This is a genomic window from Halomonas sp. XH26, assembly GCF_024138895.1.
Classification (GTDB): domain Bacteria; phylum Pseudomonadota; class Gammaproteobacteria; order Pseudomonadales; family Halomonadaceae; genus Vreelandella; species Vreelandella alkaliphila.
Genome location: NZ_CP071889.1, coordinates 1,981,779 through 1,998,892 on the forward strand (window position 1 = coordinate 1,981,779; position 17,114 = coordinate 1,998,892).

Genomic DNA, 17,114 nt, shown 5'->3' on the forward strand with positions numbered 1-17,114 from the left:
TATGCAAAACTGATACAGGCAAAGAAGTCTAGCACGCGCCAGAGCCCTTGCAATCTACCCGCAGTGCCCGCACCTTTGATACAAATGCGATTACGTTACGTTTACCCTATCTTCCCTTATGGAGTCTATATGGCGACTGTCTCTTCGTTACTCAAGATGAATGGCTGCGTCCGTTTGCCTCACCTCGCCGCCTTAGATGTCAAAGGTCCAGATGCTGAGAAATTCCTACAAGGGCAAACAAGCGCACAAGTTAGTTTAGCCAATGGTTTTTTTGCGCCTCTTACCTGCTTTTGCACACCAAAGGGAAGAATGCTGGCCAATGCTCAATTACTGAAAATCAGCAACGACCATTATAGGCTACTGTTGAGCACCTCATTGATCGATATGCTCGCCAGTCATTTAGCCAAATTTGCCGCTTTTTATCGCGTCGAATTGCAGGCTCAGACATCGATGCTTATCGTAGGCGCCAGCGAAAGTGCCAACAAGATTGCTCAAGCGTTTGGTTTAGCGCTTCCTGATCAACCTTATACCCATCACAGCAATACCCAAGCGACAGCCTTATGCCAGCCAGGTGGCGGGCGTTGGTTAATCAGCATAGAAAACTCTGCTGAACAGAACGCCATTGCAATAAATGATGATGAAGATGCGCTTAACACGTGGCAATTAGCAGATATCCGCAGTGGTTTGGCGTGGTTAACAGCCCCACAGCAAGATCACTTCCTCCCACAAATGTTGAACTGGGAAGCACTGGGGGGAATTAGCTTTAAGAAAGGTTGCTATACAGGACAAGAAGTCGTCGCACGGGCGCATTTCCGGGGCCAAGTGAAAAAACGCTTAGTGCGCGTTACTGCCAGTGTTAACAGCTTACCCCAAGTCGGTGACACGCTAGTGGATGAGCAGGATAAAACCGTCGGTGAAATCGTTAGCAGTGCATTTAGCGACAAGCAGCAAATTGAAATGCTCGCCGTTGCGAATACTAAAGCGATTGAAGCGCTCTCCCCCCTTTATTGGCAAGGGCATCCGGTCACGCTCTGCGACCTGCCCTATACGGTTGAGCGCCTCGACCCTGAACAACTGGCCAGCAGCCTAACCGCCTAGTAAGAATTGAAATAAGGAAGTTTAAATAAGCCAATAGCATTCGCACTGCTTAGTGTCGCTATTGTTTCAAATGACTGATGCCGGAGTGCTGCCACCACGCCAGCTACCTTTGCCACCCTGCATGGTTCATTACGTTGCCCCTGATAGCCGCTAAGCGGCATATCGGGGCTGTCAGTTTCTAACACAAAGCCATCGTCCGGTAAGCGTGACACCACGTTACGAAGTCGTTGTGCGCGCTCGTAGGTAATCGCCCCTCCCAAACCCAGGGTATAGCCTAGATCGAGAAACTTAGCGGCCTGCTCATAAGAGCCTGAAAACGCATGGATAAGCCCACCACTGGTAAGCGCCAGCTGGCGTAGGCGTTTGCTTACCTGATCATTGGCTTTTACGCAGTGCACCACAACAGGTAAAGCGAACTGTTTTGCTAGACCGAGCTGCGCATCGAAATAGGCCCACTGTTTATCTAATGACTCCGTAAAACGGCCATCGATACCGCACTCACCTATTGCCACTACGCGTTTTTCGGCTTCGACTTTCTGCTCAGCTAAAAGCTGTTCCAAGGCGACTAAATCGCGGTCAACGTGTTGATCAATGAAGTAAGGGTGAAGGCCAACACAACTACTTACCTCCTTACGCGCGCCAAGCGTCAACACATTCGGCCATTGGGAACGCGTCGTTGCTGGCACAACAAAGTGTTCGACGCCCACTGCCTGGGCATTTTCGATGACCGCATCGCGATCATCGTCAAATGCCTCGAAATCCAGGTGGCAGTGGGCATCAATCAACATAGCAAGGCAGTCAACATAGCAAGGAAGACTCGCTCAGTGCTCGCGAGTGGGCTGGAAACGAATATCCGGCCAGCGCTCTTGGGTCATCTGCAGGTTGACCCGCGTTGGTGCGATATACGTCAGGTAGCCGCCGCCATCGATAGCAAGGTTGGAGCTCGCTTTACGCTTAAACTCTTCCAACATCTTGGCGTCTTCGCAATAGACCCAACGTGCGGTTTGTACATTGACCCCCTCATACAGGCAGTCAACTTTGTACTCTTCCTTCAAACGGTGAGCAACAACGTCAAACTGCAGCGTACCGACAGCACCAAGAATCAGGTCGTTGTTATCCATCGGCATAAAGACCTGCGTAGCGCCTTCCTCAGAGAGCTGCTGGAGCCCTTTTTGCAGCGCTTTCATTTTCAACGGGTCTTTTAAACGAACACGCTTAAACAACTCTGGCGCAAAGTGAGGAATGCCGGTAAAGCGCATATCTTCACCAACGGTGAAGGTATCACCAATCTGAATCGTGCCGTGATTGTGCAAGCCAATAATATCACCTGGCCAGGCTTCCTCTACCTGAGAACGGTCTGACGCCATAAACGTTAGGGCATCGGCAATTTTCACATCCTTGCCTATCCGCACGTGGCGCATCTTCATATTCTTTTCGTATTTACCGGAACAGACACGTAAAAAGGCAATACGGTCACGATGGTTCGGATCCATATTCGCCTGAATTTTAAACACAAACCCCGTAAAGCGATCATCTTGAGCGGTTACTTCACGGATATCTGTCTCGCGTGGCTGGGGCGGAGGCGCGTACTCAACAAACCCATCCATCATCTCTCGTACGCCGAAGTTACCCATTGCGGTACCAAAGTACACGGGCGACAGCTCACCACGGCGATAGGCATCAAGATCAAACTCATGGGAAGCACCGCGCACCAACTCGACTTCCATGCGCAACTCTTCGGCCTGCTCTGCGCCAAGTACAGCGTCAACTTCCGGGTTATCTAAACCCTCAATTCGCTTGTCATCTGGAATACGGCTGCCTTGCCCCTGGGTATACAGATGAATGACATCGTTATAGAGGTGATACACACCCTTAAAGTGCCGCCCCATGCCAATCGGCCATGTCATCGGCGCACACTGGATATTCAGTACAGTCTCTACCTCGTCCATGACTTCGATGGGGTCGCGGATATCGCGGTCCATCTTGTTGATGAACGTTAAAATAGGCGTGGTGCGCAAACGGCAAACTTCCATCAGCTTGATGGTACGATCCTCAACACCTTTCGCACCATCAATCACCATTAACGCGGAATCTACCGCGGTTAATGTACGGTAAGTATCTTCAGAAAAGTCTTCGTGCCCCGGCGTATCCAGCAAGTTCACGATACGCCCACCATAAGGGAACTGCATCACCGACGTCGTGACCGAGATCCCGCGCTCTTGCTCCATCTTCATCCAGTCTGATGTGGCATGGCGATCATTACGCTTGCTCTTAACAGAGCCAGCTAACTGAATAGCATTTCCGAATAACAGCATCTTTTCGGTGATGGTGGTTTTACCAGCGTCGGGGTGCGAAATAATCGCAAACGTACGGCGTAGTTCTGCTTCGCGCGCTAATTTGGCGTCAGACATGGAGTTCTCTAAAAATGGTGCAACGTTATGACTGGGATGGCGCCTTAAATATCGGCGTTTACATGGATATATGGTACCGCAACTAAGCCGCTGCGGCATACCATGGATAGCAAAGGGGGAATCAAGAATGTAGGCACTAGCGTCGCAAAAAGAGGAGCTAGAGCAACCGCTAAAAGAGTAGTGAAGGGAAATTTAAAAAAGCGCCGAACTTGTCGGCGCTTTTTTCTTACTGACGTTTATTTGGCTAGGCGTAAGTATTGACCTGAGTCCCCACGCTACCATCTTGGGCAAGGTCTGGCTGAGCGCCCATATTAGCAGAGGCAAGTACTTCCGACACTTGCTGTGCTTGCATATCAAGAGACTGCTTAAAAAGCTGCATTTGTGCTTGTTCAGCAGATTGTGCTTGATTCATATAGAGCGCGGTGCTCACTGCGTTGCTTACGGCAACATCCATCTTTCACCTCACGATTGCGATATGTTGCACCAAGATAGCAAACATCATGCTTTACTACCAAGCAGCCTTTCCCATTAAGTACTTATCCAACAGTACTTATCCAACAGTACTAAGCCAACAGTACTAAGCCAACAGCTACCCACTGATTTAGAAACGGTCAGCTCTGAAAGGCGCCATATCAATCTCTGTCGGCTTACCTTCTATCATATCCGCCAGTAATTGCCCGGTAGCAGGACCTAGGGTAAATCCCTGATGCCCATGTCCAAAAGCTAACCACAGACCACGATGCTTGGGAGCCGGCCCTATAACAGGCTTCATGTCAGGCAAACATGGTCGCGCGCCTTTCCAAGCAGAGGCGTCGCGACGCTCAGCGAGAGGGAATATCGTGCGCGCAACTTTTTCTGCAGCAGCTAACTGCTGCTCATCAGCTGGCGACTCAAGCCGGTCAAGCTCAGCCCCGGTGGTTAACCGGACGCCTGCATTCATAGGCGCAAGCAAGTAACCCACCTCCGCATCCATTAACCAGTAATGAAGCTTTTTAGAGGGCTGTGTGGCGTAGTGCATGTGATAGCCACGCTTAACAAAAGTCGGGAAATGATAGCCTAAGCCTTTCAGCCAGCTACCTGCCCATGGACCTAGTGCAACAACAACCTCATCTGCTTCTAGGCACTCAGCAGCCGTATCGACTTGCCAGCGCTCTCCTTGTTGCTTCAACCCCTTAATATCAGTTTGCAAAATACGCCCGCCCTGCTGGACAAAAGCATCGGCATAAGCGGCAACCAGCCCACCTGGGTCGGCAACTGTCCAAGGGTCAAGCCAGTGAATAGCACCAATAATTTCGCTACCCAAATCTGGCTCTTTAGCCTCTAATGCAGCGCGGTCCAAAACGTCAAACTGAACACCAAAATTGTCACGGGCGTCTTGCGCTTCTTTTACGCGTTTTGCTAGCTCTTCAGGCGTGCGATAAATTTCCAACCAGCCTTCCCGGCGAACCAAATGATCAGCATTTGCCGCTTCAATCATGGGGCCGTGAGTCTTCAAGCAGAGCTGTATTAATGACGCATACTCAGGCACTATTTTTTTATAGTGTCGGCTAGAAGAGTTATGCCAGTAGCTCAACAGCGGCGAAGCAGCATTAATCATGCCTGCAGGCCGATAACGAATATCAACACGCTTGTTTGGCAGCACGCTCAGGATGGTTTTCATATCCCGCGGGAAAGCATAAGGACGAACCGCTTCGCGCTGGATAATGCCAGCATTGCCGAAAGAGGTTTCACGACCAGGTTGGCGACGATCAACCAGCGTTACTTGATGACCACGCTGCTGCAGGTGCCATGCAATGCTGACACCGACCATACCTGCCCCTAACACCACCGTTTGACGCGCCATTGCGTTGCACTCCGTAAAAGAAAATACTGCCTACAGTTCAAATGATTATTTTCAACAAACAACTCATTAAAAAATATCACTAACCAAACAGCATTAACATAGCTTAAAAAACTGTTTTTAGACCAAAAAGCAGCAACAAATATCGCATCAAAAAATAATATAGATGACTTCACTACACGTATCGCCAAAGCCATCAAAATGCACCAGCGCTTCTTACTAAAGACCTTTTTAAGCGGTTCATCAAGCGCAGGCCTGCTCCTCTACTAAGGCGGCATCGCGATAAGAAGCCTAGGGAAATTTCGCAGCAATTTCAGATAGAGAGTAATTTTTCGGGCCAGAAATGAATCAAAGGACAAAACCTAGGAAAGGCATTGCGTAGCAAATAAGGTAAAGAGGCTTAAAACACGAGCGACCAAAAACGCAAAAAAGCCGAACATAGGTCAGCTTGGTTTCAAACAAAATAATTAATAAAGGGGAAAAGTAATGACAATGGGAGAGGATTTTTTGAGGATAAATATCAAGGTTAATGGGGTGGATGATGGGGATCGAACCCACGACCACCGGAGCCACAATCCGGGGCTCTACCACTGAGCTACATCCACCACAACCTAAAACTAGAATTGCATATAATTAATACGTGTCATCAAATGGGGTGGATGATGGGGATCGAACCCACGACCACCGGAGCCACAATCCGGGGCTCTACCACTGAGCTACATCCACCATTGATGAAGTACTGACTTACATGTCTTACCGAAAGCGTCCAATAAAAAGCTTTAATGGCACGCCCAGCAGGACTCGAACCCGCAACCTACGGCTTAGAAGGCCGTTGCTCTATCCGGTTGAGCTATGGGCGCACATAAAGCATTCTAAGAGACTGAATACTGATGAGCACTTGACCACAACCAATGTTCGGAAAAGCAAGTTACCACCTTCCGCGCTAGGTATGTGGTCGGGATGGAGGGATTCGAACCCCCGACATCCTGCTCCCAAAGCAGGCGCGCTACCAGACTGCGCTACATCCCGATTTCTTACCTTAGACGCTGCTGCATGTCCCGTCTCAAGCGAGGCATATATTACTATTTCTGAGTTTAAAGTCAACACCTAAAGTGATTGATTCGTTAGAAGCTTTGCCTTGCCGCCCTAGCATGCGAAAATCAGGCCTTCTCGAAAGCCAGTGACCTCCTGCGCTCAGCCACACAATTCCAGGGGCTGAATTATAGATAGCAGGGTTTAAGTATCGGTGTTCGGGTACGATGCTCACGCGCCGCCCACATACTTTAAACGCCACGGCCTAGACATAGTCACTCAGCTTCGTTTCTAACCTTCACAGGGATTCTATTACATGACCGCCCAACTTATCGATGGTAAGGCCATCGCCGCTAATGTCCGCCAGCAAGTTGCCGAGAAAATCAGCGCGCGCCAGCAAGCTGGCGCTCGGGCACCTGGACTAGCTGTTGTTGTGGTCGGGGAAGACCCAGCCTCCCATGTTTATGTCAGCAACAAACACCGCGCCTGTGAGCAGGCAGGCATCCACTCTTTTCAACATGCGCTACCCGCTGATACGCAGCAGCATGAACTTGAAGCACTGGTCGATCAGTTAAACAACGATGCAACGGTTGACGGCATTCTTGTTCAACTACCATTGCCAGAGCATTTAGACTCTCGCCCTATTCTTGAGCGCATTCGCCCAGACAAGGACGTCGACGGCTTTCACCCATACAACATTGGTCGTCTAGCGCAACGTATGCCCTCGCTCAGGCCCTGCACACCTAAAGGTATTATGACCATGCTCGCCCATAGCGGCATTGCCGTTCGAGGGTTAGATGCCACTGTAGTCGGCGCGTCCAACATTGTCGGTCGGCCGATGGCGTTGGAGTTGATGCTGGCAGGTTGCACCACCACGGTATGCCACCGCTTCACGCTACAGCTTGAGTCTCATGTGCGCCGCGCTGACTTGGTTGTTGTCGCTGTCGGCAAACCCGGCATTGTCAAAGGGGAATGGATCAAACCAGGCGCCATCGTGATTGACGTTGGCATTAATCGCCAAGACGACGGCACGCTCACTGGTGACGTTGATTTTAAAGCCGCGGCAGAGCGTGCCAGTTTCATTACACCCGTGCCTGGCGGCGTTGGGCCGATGACCGTTGCCACGCTACTTGAAAACACGCTAGAAGCCGCTGAACGGCACGACAAAGGCCTAGAGCTGTAGTGTTACACACACCACTGCCGTTAACGATTTCTTAAGGAGTAATCACGAGTGCAACGTATTGGAATCATCGGCGCGATGGCGCAGGAAGTGAACATACTGGCAGGACAGCTAGAAGGCGCTGAACGCTACGAGCATGCTGGCTTCGTTTTTTATACGGGCACACGTCACGGCTTGGAAATTATTGTGCTGCAGTCGGGGATAGGCAAGGTCAATGCGGCGGTAGGCACCGCGATTTTACTTGAGCGACACCAGCCTGATGCGATCATTAACACCGGTTCCGCAGGCGGCTTTGCAAGCGACCTTGCTATTGGTGATGTGATTATTTCGGATGAAGTTCGCCATCATGATGTTGACGCAGTGGTCTTTGGCTATGAGCTTGGTCAGGTACCTGGAATGCCGGCAGCCTACCAAGCAGACAAACAACTTCGTGATATTGCCCGCAACGCCATTGCCTCATTAGGTGAAGTCAATGTACGTGAGGGGCTCATCGCCACAGGCGATGCCTTTATGGCCGATCCTGTTCGTGTCGCGACTACCCGTGAACAGTTTCCAACCATGCTAGCCGTCGAGATGGAAGGCGCCGCTATTGCACAAACATGTCATCTTTATGGCTGCCCATTTGTGGTCATTCGCGCGCTGTCTGATATACCCGGCGGCGGTGACAACCACCTGTCATTCGAGCAATTTTTAGACATCGCGGCTGACCATTCATCACGGATGGTGGATCAGATGCTGATCGAGCTTGGTAAGAACAAGAAATAGACGTTAAAAAAGAGTGCTTAAAGCGTTAAAGAAACGGAGCCAGTTGGCTCCGTTTTTATGATTTGCTATCCAGCTATACGAACTACGCTTTCAGCTTCCATGCCAAGCTCTCACCCGCCATTAATGGAATAATATGCTGACCAGCCGTATAGGGATAATGCGCTGGCAGACTCCATGAACGACGCTCCAACGTCACGCTATCAGCATTAGCCGGTAATCCATAAAAACGTGGTCCATTGAGGCTGGCAAACGCTTCTAACTTGTCCAAGGCACCCATTTCCTCGAAGGCAGCTGCATAGAGCTCAATGGCAGCAGGCGCTGTATATGCCCCTGCACAGCCGCAGCTAGACTCTTTGTCACCCTGGGCATGAGGCGCACTATCGGTGCCCAAAAAGAATTTAGGGCTGCCGCTGGTCGCCGCTTTTAACAACGCCTGACGGTGCTGCTCACGCTTTAGTATGGGCAAGCAGTAATAATGCGGACGAATACCACCTGCCAGCATTTTGTTGCGGTTAAACAGCAGATGATGGGCTGTGATCGTGGCCGCAATATTATCAGGCGCAGCAGCGACAAACTCGGCAGCCTGCTGGGTCGTAATATGCTCAAACACTACCTTAAGATTAGGGTGTCTAGCCAAAAGCGGTTTCATAACCTGCTCAATAAACACCGCTTCTCGATCAAAAATATCAATTTCATGATCGGTAACTTCACCATGCACCAACAGCGGCATACCAACGTTTGCTAGCATCGCAATAGTGTCATCGCAGTGCGCAATGTCGGTGACGCCCGATGCAGAGTTAGTGGTAGCGCCCGCGGGATAGAGCTTCACGGCTTTCACGACACCACTTTCAGCAGCACGCTCAATTTCTTCAGGGGGCGTCGTGTCTGTTAAATAGAGCGTCATCAAAGGTTCAAAAGAACTCCCTTCGGGCAACGCTGCTAAAATTCTCTGCCGATACGCTAGTGCTTGTGCGGTAGTGGTTATCGGCGGCTTTAGATTAGGCATTATAATCGCACGCCCCATTTGGGCGGCGGTATGACCTACCACAGCGCTTAGCGCCTCATCATCACGTAAATGAAGATGCCAATCATCGGGGCGAGTCAACGTAATAGCGTCCACGGCAAGTCCTGTGCAGAAATGAATTAAGTAAAAGGGTCAGAACAGTATACCCAATACGGGTAAGGGATAAATCTCCCCTATCCATCCCACAGTCGTTCCCAAGTGTCGTATCATGGCGACACTTTGTAAGATCAAGGACTCAGTTTTTTATGCAGAATGTGCGTCGCTATGCGGACATTATCGCCAGTATTGAAGGATTATTATGGCTTGGTCTTGCCTGGTCGATATCCTTTTCAATGTATTTTGGGAGTACCGAACCGACGCTGGCTGTCCTATTCGTTGTTGGTGCACTCGTGCTATTCGGTTGGGCGCACCGTCCATTGCGCTACCTGTTGAAACGCTATCACGTACGTAAGCGCCGTACTGACATGTGGATTCATACGCTAGCACTGCCACTCTTGCTCGCTATGTTTTTCCATATCATGTTAGAGGCTGTACTGGGCAGTGCCTGGCTACCTCCTAAAATGCTGCTATTCAACTTGCTTGCCTCGGCGGGATGGCTGACGTTCGTTATGACGTTATTTATAAAATATGTTATTCACAACGTGAAAGCATCGAGCAAATAAGCACGCTATGCCTACCGCCCTACCTCTCCCGCTTTCGACGCCAAACCGTAACCTCGTTCGATTAACGATCGTCAGAGGTATCACCTGGACCGGTTTTTTACTGGCCATTATTGTTGGCATAGAGCTACTCGCTTTCGACTTGCCAGTGACCGCAGTCGTCAGTGTTGTGATTGCCATGGGGATACTGAATATCGTCACATGGTGGCGCTTAGGCAGACCAAAAGCGGTTAATCATTTCGAATATCTTGCCCACTTATTGGCCGATATTGCAGGCTTAACGCTGCTATTTTATTTTTCAGGCGGCTCAACAAATCCCTTTATTACTTACTATTTAGTGCCTGTCACTATTGCCGCCGCAACTCTTCCCTGGCGGCATGCTTGGATCATCGCCGCGTGTTCAATGGCAGGTTACACCTACCTGATGTTCTTTTATCACCCGATACCTCAGCTGGGCCACATTAACAGCGACGGCCCACTAAGCCTGCACGTATTGGGTATGTGGCTTAATTTCGGCTTATCAGCCGGGCTTGTCACGTTCTTTATCTACAAAATGGCCCACGCACTGCGTAATCGAGATAAAGCACTATCTCGCACGCGAGAAGCGGCCCTGCGCAATGAACAGGTATTAGCCGTTGCTACTCAGGCCGCTGGTACGGCTCATGAGCTTGGCACGCCGCTTTCAACCATGGCCGTACTGCTAAATGAAATGTACCAAGACGCGCCTAATGACTCCCCCTTGCAACAAGATATAGCCATTCTTCGCCAGCAGGTAGACGTGTGCAAATCACGCTTACAACACCTTGTCACGACGGCTGATCGTCGGCGCATGGCAGAACCAGAGATACTAGATGCTGAACTGTGGTTAGCCACCGTTGTGCAACGTTGGCTCGTTATCAGGCCAGATGTTAGCCACTTTTTTGATGTTGCCGAGAAACGCGGCCGCCCCTGGTTGGCCGTCGATGCCACATTAGATCAAGCGCTAACCAATTTGCTGAATAACGCTGCCGACGCTAATCCAGAGCACATTGCTATTCGCTTGGATTGGCAAGATGAAAGCGTTGTTATTGATATACGCGACCACGGCCCCGGCATCGCCATGTCGATTGCTGACCAGCTAGGCGATACGTTTATTTCCACCAAAAGCAAAGGCATGGGGATCGGGCTGTTTTTAACCCATGCCACCATTAATCGTTTCGGTGGTGGAGTAAGCCTGTACAATCATCCTGAAGGCGGTACGTTAACGGAAGTGACTCTGCCGCTTTGTTCCGCCCCTGATAAGTAACAGCGACGCAGAGCATTCGCCAGAAAATCGAGGACATCATGCAGACGCAAGACCAACGCCTTTTAATCGTCGACGATGATGAAATGTTTTGTCACGTGTTAAGCAGAGCGCTTTCGCGTCGTGGTTTTGAAGTGCAAGTTGCCCACGATGCTGATCAAGCAATGACACTGATCACGCAGTTCATGCCAACGATGGCAACACTAGATCTAAAACTTGAGCATAGCTCCGGACTTAAGCTACTGCCCGACATGCTGGCAAGCGCACCGAATTGCCGCATTGTGGTATTAACGGGGTATTCCAGCATCGCCACAGCGGTAGAAGCCATCAAACTTGGCGCCGTTAACTATCTGTGTAAACCAGCAGATGCCGACGATGTTATTGCAGCTTTTGACCATCAGGATGGCGATCCAAATATTGAACTAGCCGACAATCCTCCCTCTATCAACCGTATAACGTGGGAGCACATTCAAAAGGTGTTGCAAGAGCATGATGGCAACATTTCAGCCACGGCTAGGGCACTCGGCATGCATCGGCGCACATTACAACGCAAATTACAGAAGCGCCCGGTACGTCGGTAATCCCCCCACTCTTTGCGCAACAACGACGCAAAGAGTGGGCGTCAACTTAATGTTATTGGGCGGTCCATCCTAGATCAATGTTCCAACTTGCGCCCGTTACAGCGCCTGCCGCATCGGAAGCTAAGTAAGCAACTAGTTGAGCAACCTCGGAAGGCTCGATCAAGCGCTTAACCGCTGCGTTTTTCAGCATGATTTTTTCAATCACCTCTTGCTCATCCATCCCATGTAGTTTGGCTTGGTCGGCGATCTGATTATCTACCAGCGGTGTTTTCACATAGGCGGGGCAAATAGTATTGGCAGTAATCCCCTGCTCGCCACCTTCCAAAGCGGCGGTTTTCGTTAGTCCGATCATGCCGTGCTTGGCACTGATATAAGCGGCTTTGCCAGGCGAAGCCACCTGCGCATGAACAGACGCAATATTAATCACACGTCCCCAACCTTTTTTACGCATATGTGGCCATGCTGCCTGGGTAAGCAAAAACGGCGCCGTCAGCATTAAATCAATGATTTGACGCCACTTCTCTTCAGGGAACGTCTCAATAGAAGCGACGTGCTGAATACCTGCATTATTAACCAAAATATCGACGCCACCAAAGCGTTTAACCGCGTCAGCAATCGCTCCACGGCACGCGTCGGGGTCGGTTAAATCTCCCTGATAAAACGCTGCGCCAGCCGCGTCAGCAACTTCTTTTCCAGCCGGGTTAAAGTCTACTGCTAACACTTGAAAACCCTGCTCACAGAAATGTTTCACCACCGCTTCACCAATACCGCTGCTAGTGCCAGTGACCACAGCAACACGGGGTGTGACAGCTTTTTCAGAGGACATAAACGTTCCTTTTGCTGAGATTATTCAGAGTAAAAATGTAAAAACAACAGTGTAGATAGAGATAGACGTTTCTGCCTAACCAACCTCTGAAGAAGATTTATCAGACACCATTAGCTGCATCATCATGCGTTGGGCTAGTCGCGCAGCTTCCTGCATACTTTCCAGATCACTTAGATCCTCCAGAATGACGCGCTTATAAAGCTCGCTGCCGCTGGGCAACTGTTCACATGAGAGCGAATAGTGGCCAGAAGGAAGGTTGAGACGCAATGCATTTCCCAGGGGACCATGCTGATTCAGGCATGGCACAGCAACTAGCCACATCGCACAAGGTGTTATTAACGCACCGACCAGTAGTGACGCATGCTCCTCTTCCCAAGGCTGGAAGCACAGTGCATCAACTCCAAGACGAGGGTTATAATGATCCGCCTGCTTCATTGAGCGCAGATGCGCATCTCGATAATGCAACGCTAATTCAGCTAAGCGCGCGTATTCTTGGGCAGCTAAGGTTCGCATACGTTCTTCCAAATTATTAAACATTCGCCCATAACACGGCTTAATGAAGCGTGTAGTGTAGCGCTATTAGCCAAACTGCATGAGCTACGCCACAATAGGCAACCCATTTCTAATAGATCTTTATCCTAAAGGAGTTTCTACGATGTTTGTGGTAATTTTTGGCCGCATGTCATGCCCTTTCTGCGTACGCGCAAAGCATCTCGCAGAGCATTTAGAGAGTAACGGAAAGATAGAAGGCTACCGCTACGTTGATATGCCTTCAGAAGGCGTTACCAAGGAAGATATTGCAAAAACGGCTGGCAAACCTATTCATACCGTTCCCCAAGTGTTTGTTGACCAACAGCACATCGGTGGTTTTACTGAGTTCGACCATTTTGTGCGCCAACAGCAGCTGCTGGCTTCTTAACCCAGGCGTTAAAACTGACGTTTACACCCGTTGAACAACCAAATCTTCGCTTGCCTATACTGAAGTATCACAGTTTATATGACAGTTCATGTGGCGTTCGATTAGGCGGCGAGGGTATCCCAATGCAGCGAGAGGAGTTTGTTCAACAGCTTTGGCTGGACTACGTGCATACACACCCAGACCTTGGCGGACTAAGATTGTGGCCGCTAAGTACGTCAGCCGAGTATTTGACCTTGGTGACGCTAAATTATGGCCCCTTTGCTGCTAGCGAGCTCAACACCAGCCTTGCACATATGGGCTACCGATCAGTTGGCCATTACGCTATGGCTGATAAGGGCCTTTTGGTGCATTTACTTGCACCTAATGACAGTAGCAGTTGGCTGGTATTAGCAGAATTGCAGCTGGGTGCGCTTTCAAAAGCACCCCGCGAAGCACTAACGCAGCTCGTGCTACAAAGTCATCCGGCCGATTGCCAAGGGCAAAATTTACTATGCCGAGGACGCCCATGGCCAATGCCCTCTTGGGCACTTTATCAGCAATTACAACAGGCACACCCCCTCGCTGCCTGGCTAGCGATCATGGGCCCTAGACTGCATCACGCAGGTTTCGACTGCTCAACGATTGGCGAGCCCCTAGACACCTTGCATAGTCAGCTTGAAGCATGCGGCATGCCCAGTTTTGAGGGGCAACAAAACGGCGTATTTGCCGTGTCACCGCTAATTGAGCATCGATTTTATCCTGCAATGCCATTAAAGACCGTTTTCAGCTCAGGCGATGAGCATCGCCTTTGTCTGGGGGGACTAGCACTCGTGCAAAAACATGTCGGCGACGACCATGAGCGTATTGCTGAAATCCTGCTACCTTTCCACACCCGCTGTGAAATGGCGTGAGCTGATCAGCTCACGCCTGCTAAAAGTAGTCGACTAAGGGTTATTCCGCGTCAAACGTCATTTCAGGAACGTGGTCGGGCACAATCAGTTTGCCAGCTGTTTTTTCAATAATTTCTTCAACACTGACACCCGGTGCACGCTCTTTGAGAATAAAAGCACCGTCTTTAATTTCCAAATAAGCGAGGTCGGTCAATACACGATTAATGCAACCTGCCCCTGTTAGAGGAAGCGTGCACTTTTCTAGTAACTTGGACTCACCGTGTTTCGAGGCGTGCGTCATGGTACAGATAATGTTTTCTGCGCCAGCAACCAAATCCATCGCGCCGCCCATCCCTTTGATGAGCTTGCCTGGCACCATCCATGACGCAATATTTCCCTCTTGGTCCACTTCAAAAGCACCCAGCACGGTCAGATCCACATGACCGCCACGAATCATAGCGAATGATTCTGCTGAAGAGAAAATAGCAGCCCCAGGACGAGCGGTGACCGTCTGCTTACCGGCGTTGATCATATCAGCATCAACTTCTTCCTCAGTGGGAAAACGCCCCATACCCAGCAGTCCATTTTCGGACTGCAGCATGACATCAATGCCGTCAGGCACATAGTTGGCAACCAGCGTAGGTATGCCGATACCTAAATTGACGTAAAAGCCATCTTCAAGTTCACGCGCAACGCGCTGTGCCATTTGCTCACGTGTTAAAGCCATGGTGTATACCTCTTATTGAGTGAAAATGTCTAAACCAGAGAGCGATCAGCTACGTACCGTGCGTTTTTCGATGCGCTTCTCGAATGAGCCTTGAATAATGCGATCCACATAGATACCGGGGGTATGGATCTGGCTTGGCTCCAATTCGCCTGGTTCAACAATTTCCTCAACTTCTACAACCGTTATTTTTCCAGCGGTGGCTGCCATGGGATTGAAGTTCTGTGCCGTATGCCGATACATGACGTTGCCGTAGCGATCCGCTTTCCAGCCTTTAACAATCGCGAAATCACCGGTAATGGCTTCTTCTAAAATATAGTGGCGGCCGTTAAATTCACGCACCTCTTTACCTTCACCAATAGGTGTTCCGTAACCGGTGGCGGTATAAAATGCGGGGATACCCGCACCACCGGCGCGCATTTTCTCGGCCAGCGTGCCTTGGGGTGTTAGCACAACTTCAATTTCGTCGTTAAGCATTTGCTGTTCAAACATTGCGTTCTCGCCAACATAAGAAGCGAGAATTTTACGAATCTGACGATCTTCGAGCAGCACACCTAGCCCGAAACCATCAACACCGCAATTATTAGATACTACCGTGAGGTCAGTGACAGCCCGACGTTTAATCTCAGCGATCAAATTCTCAGGAATGCCGCAAAGGCCAAAACCGCCAGCAATAACGGTCATGCCGCTTTCGATACCTTCCATCGCTTCCTCATAGGAAGATACACGCTTATCAAATCCTGCCATTGTTATGCCTCGCATTATTATCGGTGGTACGTTGCACGCGTCGTTATGATGCGGTTGGATCTGTATAGCCAGTGTTGTACCAGATGATATATTTGTTAAGTTTGTTTTTCTTATCAATTTATATAAAAAACTTATTAAAGGGTCTGTATGACCGTTAAGCAACTTCGCGCTTTTCTGGCGGTAGCCCAAACTCTGAGCTTTACCCAAGCCTGTGAGCGCCTGCACTTGTCTCAGCCAGCACTCAGCTTGGCCATCAAAGGGCTTGAAGATTCGCTGGGGGGAAAACTGCTGATACGCAGTACCCGTAGCGTTCGACTCACACCTGAAGGTGAAACCCTTATCCCACTGGCGAAGCATTTACTTGCTCAATGGGATAATACTGAAGAGCGACTACGCCAACGCTTCACTCTCCAACTTGGCCGTTTAAGCGTAGCAGCCATGCCCTCTTTTGCGTGTAATTTGCTTCCCAGCGCTCTGGTTACCTTTCGTCGGCAATATCCTAAAATTAATATTACTGTCCATGATGTTATCAACGAAGAAGTCATCGACATGGTGCGCTCTCGCCAAGTGGAAATCGGCATTGCCTTTTTACCCGAAGGAACCGGCAGCTTAACGTTTACGCCACTCTTTGAAGATCAGTTTATCGCTGTTGTCCCCCCCGAATCAGGCTTGGCCCAGGCCAACACACTGAGCTGGGCCACATTGTTACAACAGGATTTTATTACCCTTCAACGCCCATCAATGGTGCGTAGATTGTTAGAGCAGGGACTTGCCAAACAACACATTGACTTACCGGTCGCTTTTGAAAGCCATCAGCTCTCAACCGTTGGTAGAATGGTGGCAGATGGCTTAGGTGTAAGTGCCGTGCCTTCAATGTGTATTCAGCAAATGCACCAACTCGGCGCTCGTTGCGTTCCCTTAACCTCACCAGGCATTGCCTGCCGAGTTGGGATACTGACGCATCATGAGTTATCTGTCGCGGCACAGGCACTGAGTAAAGTGCTAATCGAAGGTATCAACACACCGACACTGACGCCCTAGCACATCCGTTAAGCATGCTAAGGTTTGGTAATATACTGGGCAGCGGGGGCGTGATCCTTTAGCATTTACTCGGGGTTGCCTTTAAATTGGTCACCTATCGCTAGAATTGCACCACT

General features: G+C 50.0%; 18 protein-coding genes and 4 tRNA genes. 9 read left to right on the forward strand and 13 right to left on the reverse strand.

Annotation, left to right across the window (positions count from 1 at the left end; translation table 11 throughout):
• The first annotated feature begins 129 nt into the window (after window positions 1–129).
• Complete coding sequence (locus J4377_RS09230; RefSeq protein WP_253488001.1) at window positions 130–1,098, forward strand: folate-binding protein YgfZ; 969 nt, start codon at window positions 130–132, stop codon at window positions 1,096–1,098.
• On the opposite strand, the gene J4377_RS09235 is transcribed toward J4377_RS09230, so the two are convergent.
• From J4377_RS09235 to J4377_RS09270, 8 genes are all read right to left on the reverse strand, one after another.
• Window positions 1,095–1,886: a TatD family hydrolase gene (locus J4377_RS09235; RefSeq protein WP_253488003.1), complete on the reverse strand. Its 792-nt coding sequence runs from the start codon at window positions 1,884–1,886 to the stop codon at window positions 1,095–1,097. The genes J4377_RS09230 and J4377_RS09235 overlap by 4 nt on opposite strands.
• 33 nt (window positions 1,887–1,919) lie before the next feature.
• Window positions 1,920–3,509, reverse strand: coding sequence for a peptide chain release factor 3 (locus tag J4377_RS09240; protein ID WP_253488005.1), 1,590 nt, complete (start codon window positions 3,507–3,509; stop codon window positions 1,920–1,922).
• 244 nt (window positions 3,510–3,753) lie between these two features.
• Window positions 3,754–3,963: a putative motility protein gene (locus tag J4377_RS09245; RefSeq protein ID WP_253488012.1), complete on the reverse strand. Its 210-nt coding sequence runs from the start codon at window positions 3,961–3,963 to the stop codon at window positions 3,754–3,756.
• A gap of 147 nt (window positions 3,964–4,110) precedes the next feature.
• The gene (locus tag J4377_RS09250; RefSeq protein ID WP_253488025.1) at window positions 4,111–5,352 is read right to left on the reverse strand and encodes an FAD-binding oxidoreductase; all 1,242 of its coding nucleotides are present in this window, start codon (window positions 5,350–5,352) and stop codon (window positions 4,111–4,113) included.
• A 527-nt stretch (window positions 5,353–5,879) separates the two neighbouring features.
• Window positions 5,880–5,954 (reverse strand) — tRNA-His (locus tag J4377_RS09255).
• 46 nt (window positions 5,955–6,000) lie between these two features.
• Window positions 6,001–6,075: transfer RNA gene (locus J4377_RS09260), tRNA-His, on the reverse strand.
• A gap of 57 nt (window positions 6,076–6,132) precedes the next feature.
• A tRNA-Arg gene (locus tag J4377_RS09265) sits at window positions 6,133–6,209 on the reverse strand.
• 92 nt (window positions 6,210–6,301) lie between these two features.
• Window positions 6,302–6,378, reverse strand: a tRNA-Pro gene (locus J4377_RS09270).
• Window positions 6,379–6,697: 319 nt separating this feature from the next.
• Between J4377_RS09270 and folD the strand changes: the two genes are divergently transcribed.
• Together folD and mtnN are read left to right on the forward strand one after the other, a co-directional pair.
• Window positions 6,698–7,564 carry a bifunctional methylenetetrahydrofolate dehydrogenase/methenyltetrahydrofolate cyclohydrolase FolD gene (gene folD / locus J4377_RS09275; RefSeq protein WP_253488027.1) on the forward strand — a complete coding sequence of 289 codons (867 nt, stop codon included), beginning with the start codon at window positions 6,698–6,700 and terminating at the stop codon, window positions 7,562–7,564.
• Between the two features lie 48 nt (window positions 7,565–7,612).
• Window positions 7,613–8,326 carry a 5'-methylthioadenosine/S-adenosylhomocysteine nucleosidase gene (mtnN, locus tag J4377_RS09280; RefSeq protein ID WP_038484392.1) on the forward strand — a complete coding sequence of 238 codons (714 nt, stop codon included), beginning with the start codon at window positions 7,613–7,615 and terminating at the stop codon, window positions 8,324–8,326.
• A gap of 82 nt (window positions 8,327–8,408) precedes the next feature.
• Here mtnN and pyrC read toward each other — a convergent pair whose 3' ends face one another.
• The gene (gene pyrC / locus J4377_RS09285; RefSeq protein WP_038484395.1) at window positions 8,409–9,446 is read right to left on the reverse strand and encodes a dihydroorotase; all 1,038 of its coding nucleotides are present in this window, start codon (window positions 9,444–9,446) and stop codon (window positions 8,409–8,411) included.
• 149 nt (window positions 9,447–9,595) lie between these two features.
• Between pyrC and J4377_RS09290 the strand changes: the two genes are divergently transcribed.
• From J4377_RS09290 to J4377_RS09300, 3 genes are read left to right on the forward strand one after another with little or no spacing between them, the layout of a single operon-like run.
• Window positions 9,596–10,012, forward strand: a complete 417-nt coding sequence (locus J4377_RS09290) for a hypothetical protein (RefSeq protein ID WP_038484398.1) — start codon at window positions 9,596–9,598, stop codon at window positions 10,010–10,012.
• Window positions 10,013–10,019: 7 nt separating this feature from the next.
• Window positions 10,020–11,294, forward strand: coding sequence for an ATP-binding protein (locus J4377_RS09295; RefSeq protein WP_198349699.1), 1,275 nt, complete (start codon window positions 10,020–10,022; stop codon window positions 11,292–11,294).
• A gap of 38 nt (window positions 11,295–11,332) precedes the next feature.
• Complete coding sequence (locus J4377_RS09300) at window positions 11,333–11,872, forward strand: response regulator transcription factor (protein WP_038484404.1); 540 nt, start codon at window positions 11,333–11,335, stop codon at window positions 11,870–11,872.
• A 52-nt stretch (window positions 11,873–11,924) separates the two neighbouring features.
• Here the strand turns inward: J4377_RS09300 and J4377_RS09305 are convergent, their stop codons facing one another.
• Together J4377_RS09305 and hybE are read right to left on the reverse strand one after the other, a co-directional pair.
• Window positions 11,925–12,698: a 3-hydroxybutyrate dehydrogenase gene (locus tag J4377_RS09305; RefSeq protein WP_038484408.1), complete on the reverse strand. Its 774-nt coding sequence runs from the start codon at window positions 12,696–12,698 to the stop codon at window positions 11,925–11,927.
• A 75-nt stretch (window positions 12,699–12,773) separates the two neighbouring features.
• Complete coding sequence (gene hybE, locus J4377_RS09310) at window positions 12,774–13,211, reverse strand: [NiFe]-hydrogenase assembly chaperone HybE (RefSeq protein WP_120386928.1); 438 nt, start codon at window positions 13,209–13,211, stop codon at window positions 12,774–12,776.
• A gap of 142 nt (window positions 13,212–13,353) precedes the next feature.
• On the opposite strand from hybE, the gene J4377_RS09315 reads away from it, so the two are divergent.
• Window positions 13,354–13,617, forward strand: coding sequence for a GrxA family glutaredoxin (locus J4377_RS09315; RefSeq protein WP_038484415.1), 264 nt, complete (start codon window positions 13,354–13,356; stop codon window positions 13,615–13,617).
• 122 nt (window positions 13,618–13,739) lie between these two features.
• Window positions 13,740–14,507 carry a DUF1338 family protein gene (locus J4377_RS09320; protein ID WP_038484418.1) on the forward strand — a complete coding sequence of 256 codons (768 nt, stop codon included), beginning with the start codon at window positions 13,740–13,742 and terminating at the stop codon, window positions 14,505–14,507.
• Between the two features lie 40 nt (window positions 14,508–14,547).
• Here J4377_RS09320 and J4377_RS09325 read toward each other — a convergent pair whose 3' ends face one another.
• Complete coding sequence (locus J4377_RS09325; RefSeq protein ID WP_038484421.1) at window positions 14,548–15,213, reverse strand: CoA transferase subunit B; 666 nt, start codon at window positions 15,211–15,213, stop codon at window positions 14,548–14,550.
• A gap of 45 nt (window positions 15,214–15,258) precedes the next feature.
• Entirely contained in the window at window positions 15,259–15,957 is a 699-nt protein-coding gene (locus J4377_RS09330) for a CoA transferase subunit A (protein ID WP_009724478.1), read from the reverse strand.
• Between the two features lie 147 nt (window positions 15,958–16,104).
• Here J4377_RS09330 and J4377_RS09335 point away from each other — a divergent pair, with 147 nt between their 5' ends.
• A complete protein-coding gene (locus tag J4377_RS09335; RefSeq protein ID WP_038484424.1) occupies window positions 16,105–16,998 on the forward strand; it encodes a LysR family transcriptional regulator in 894 nt (297 codons plus the stop codon).
• The last annotated feature ends 116 nt before the right edge of the window (window positions 16,999–17,114 follow it).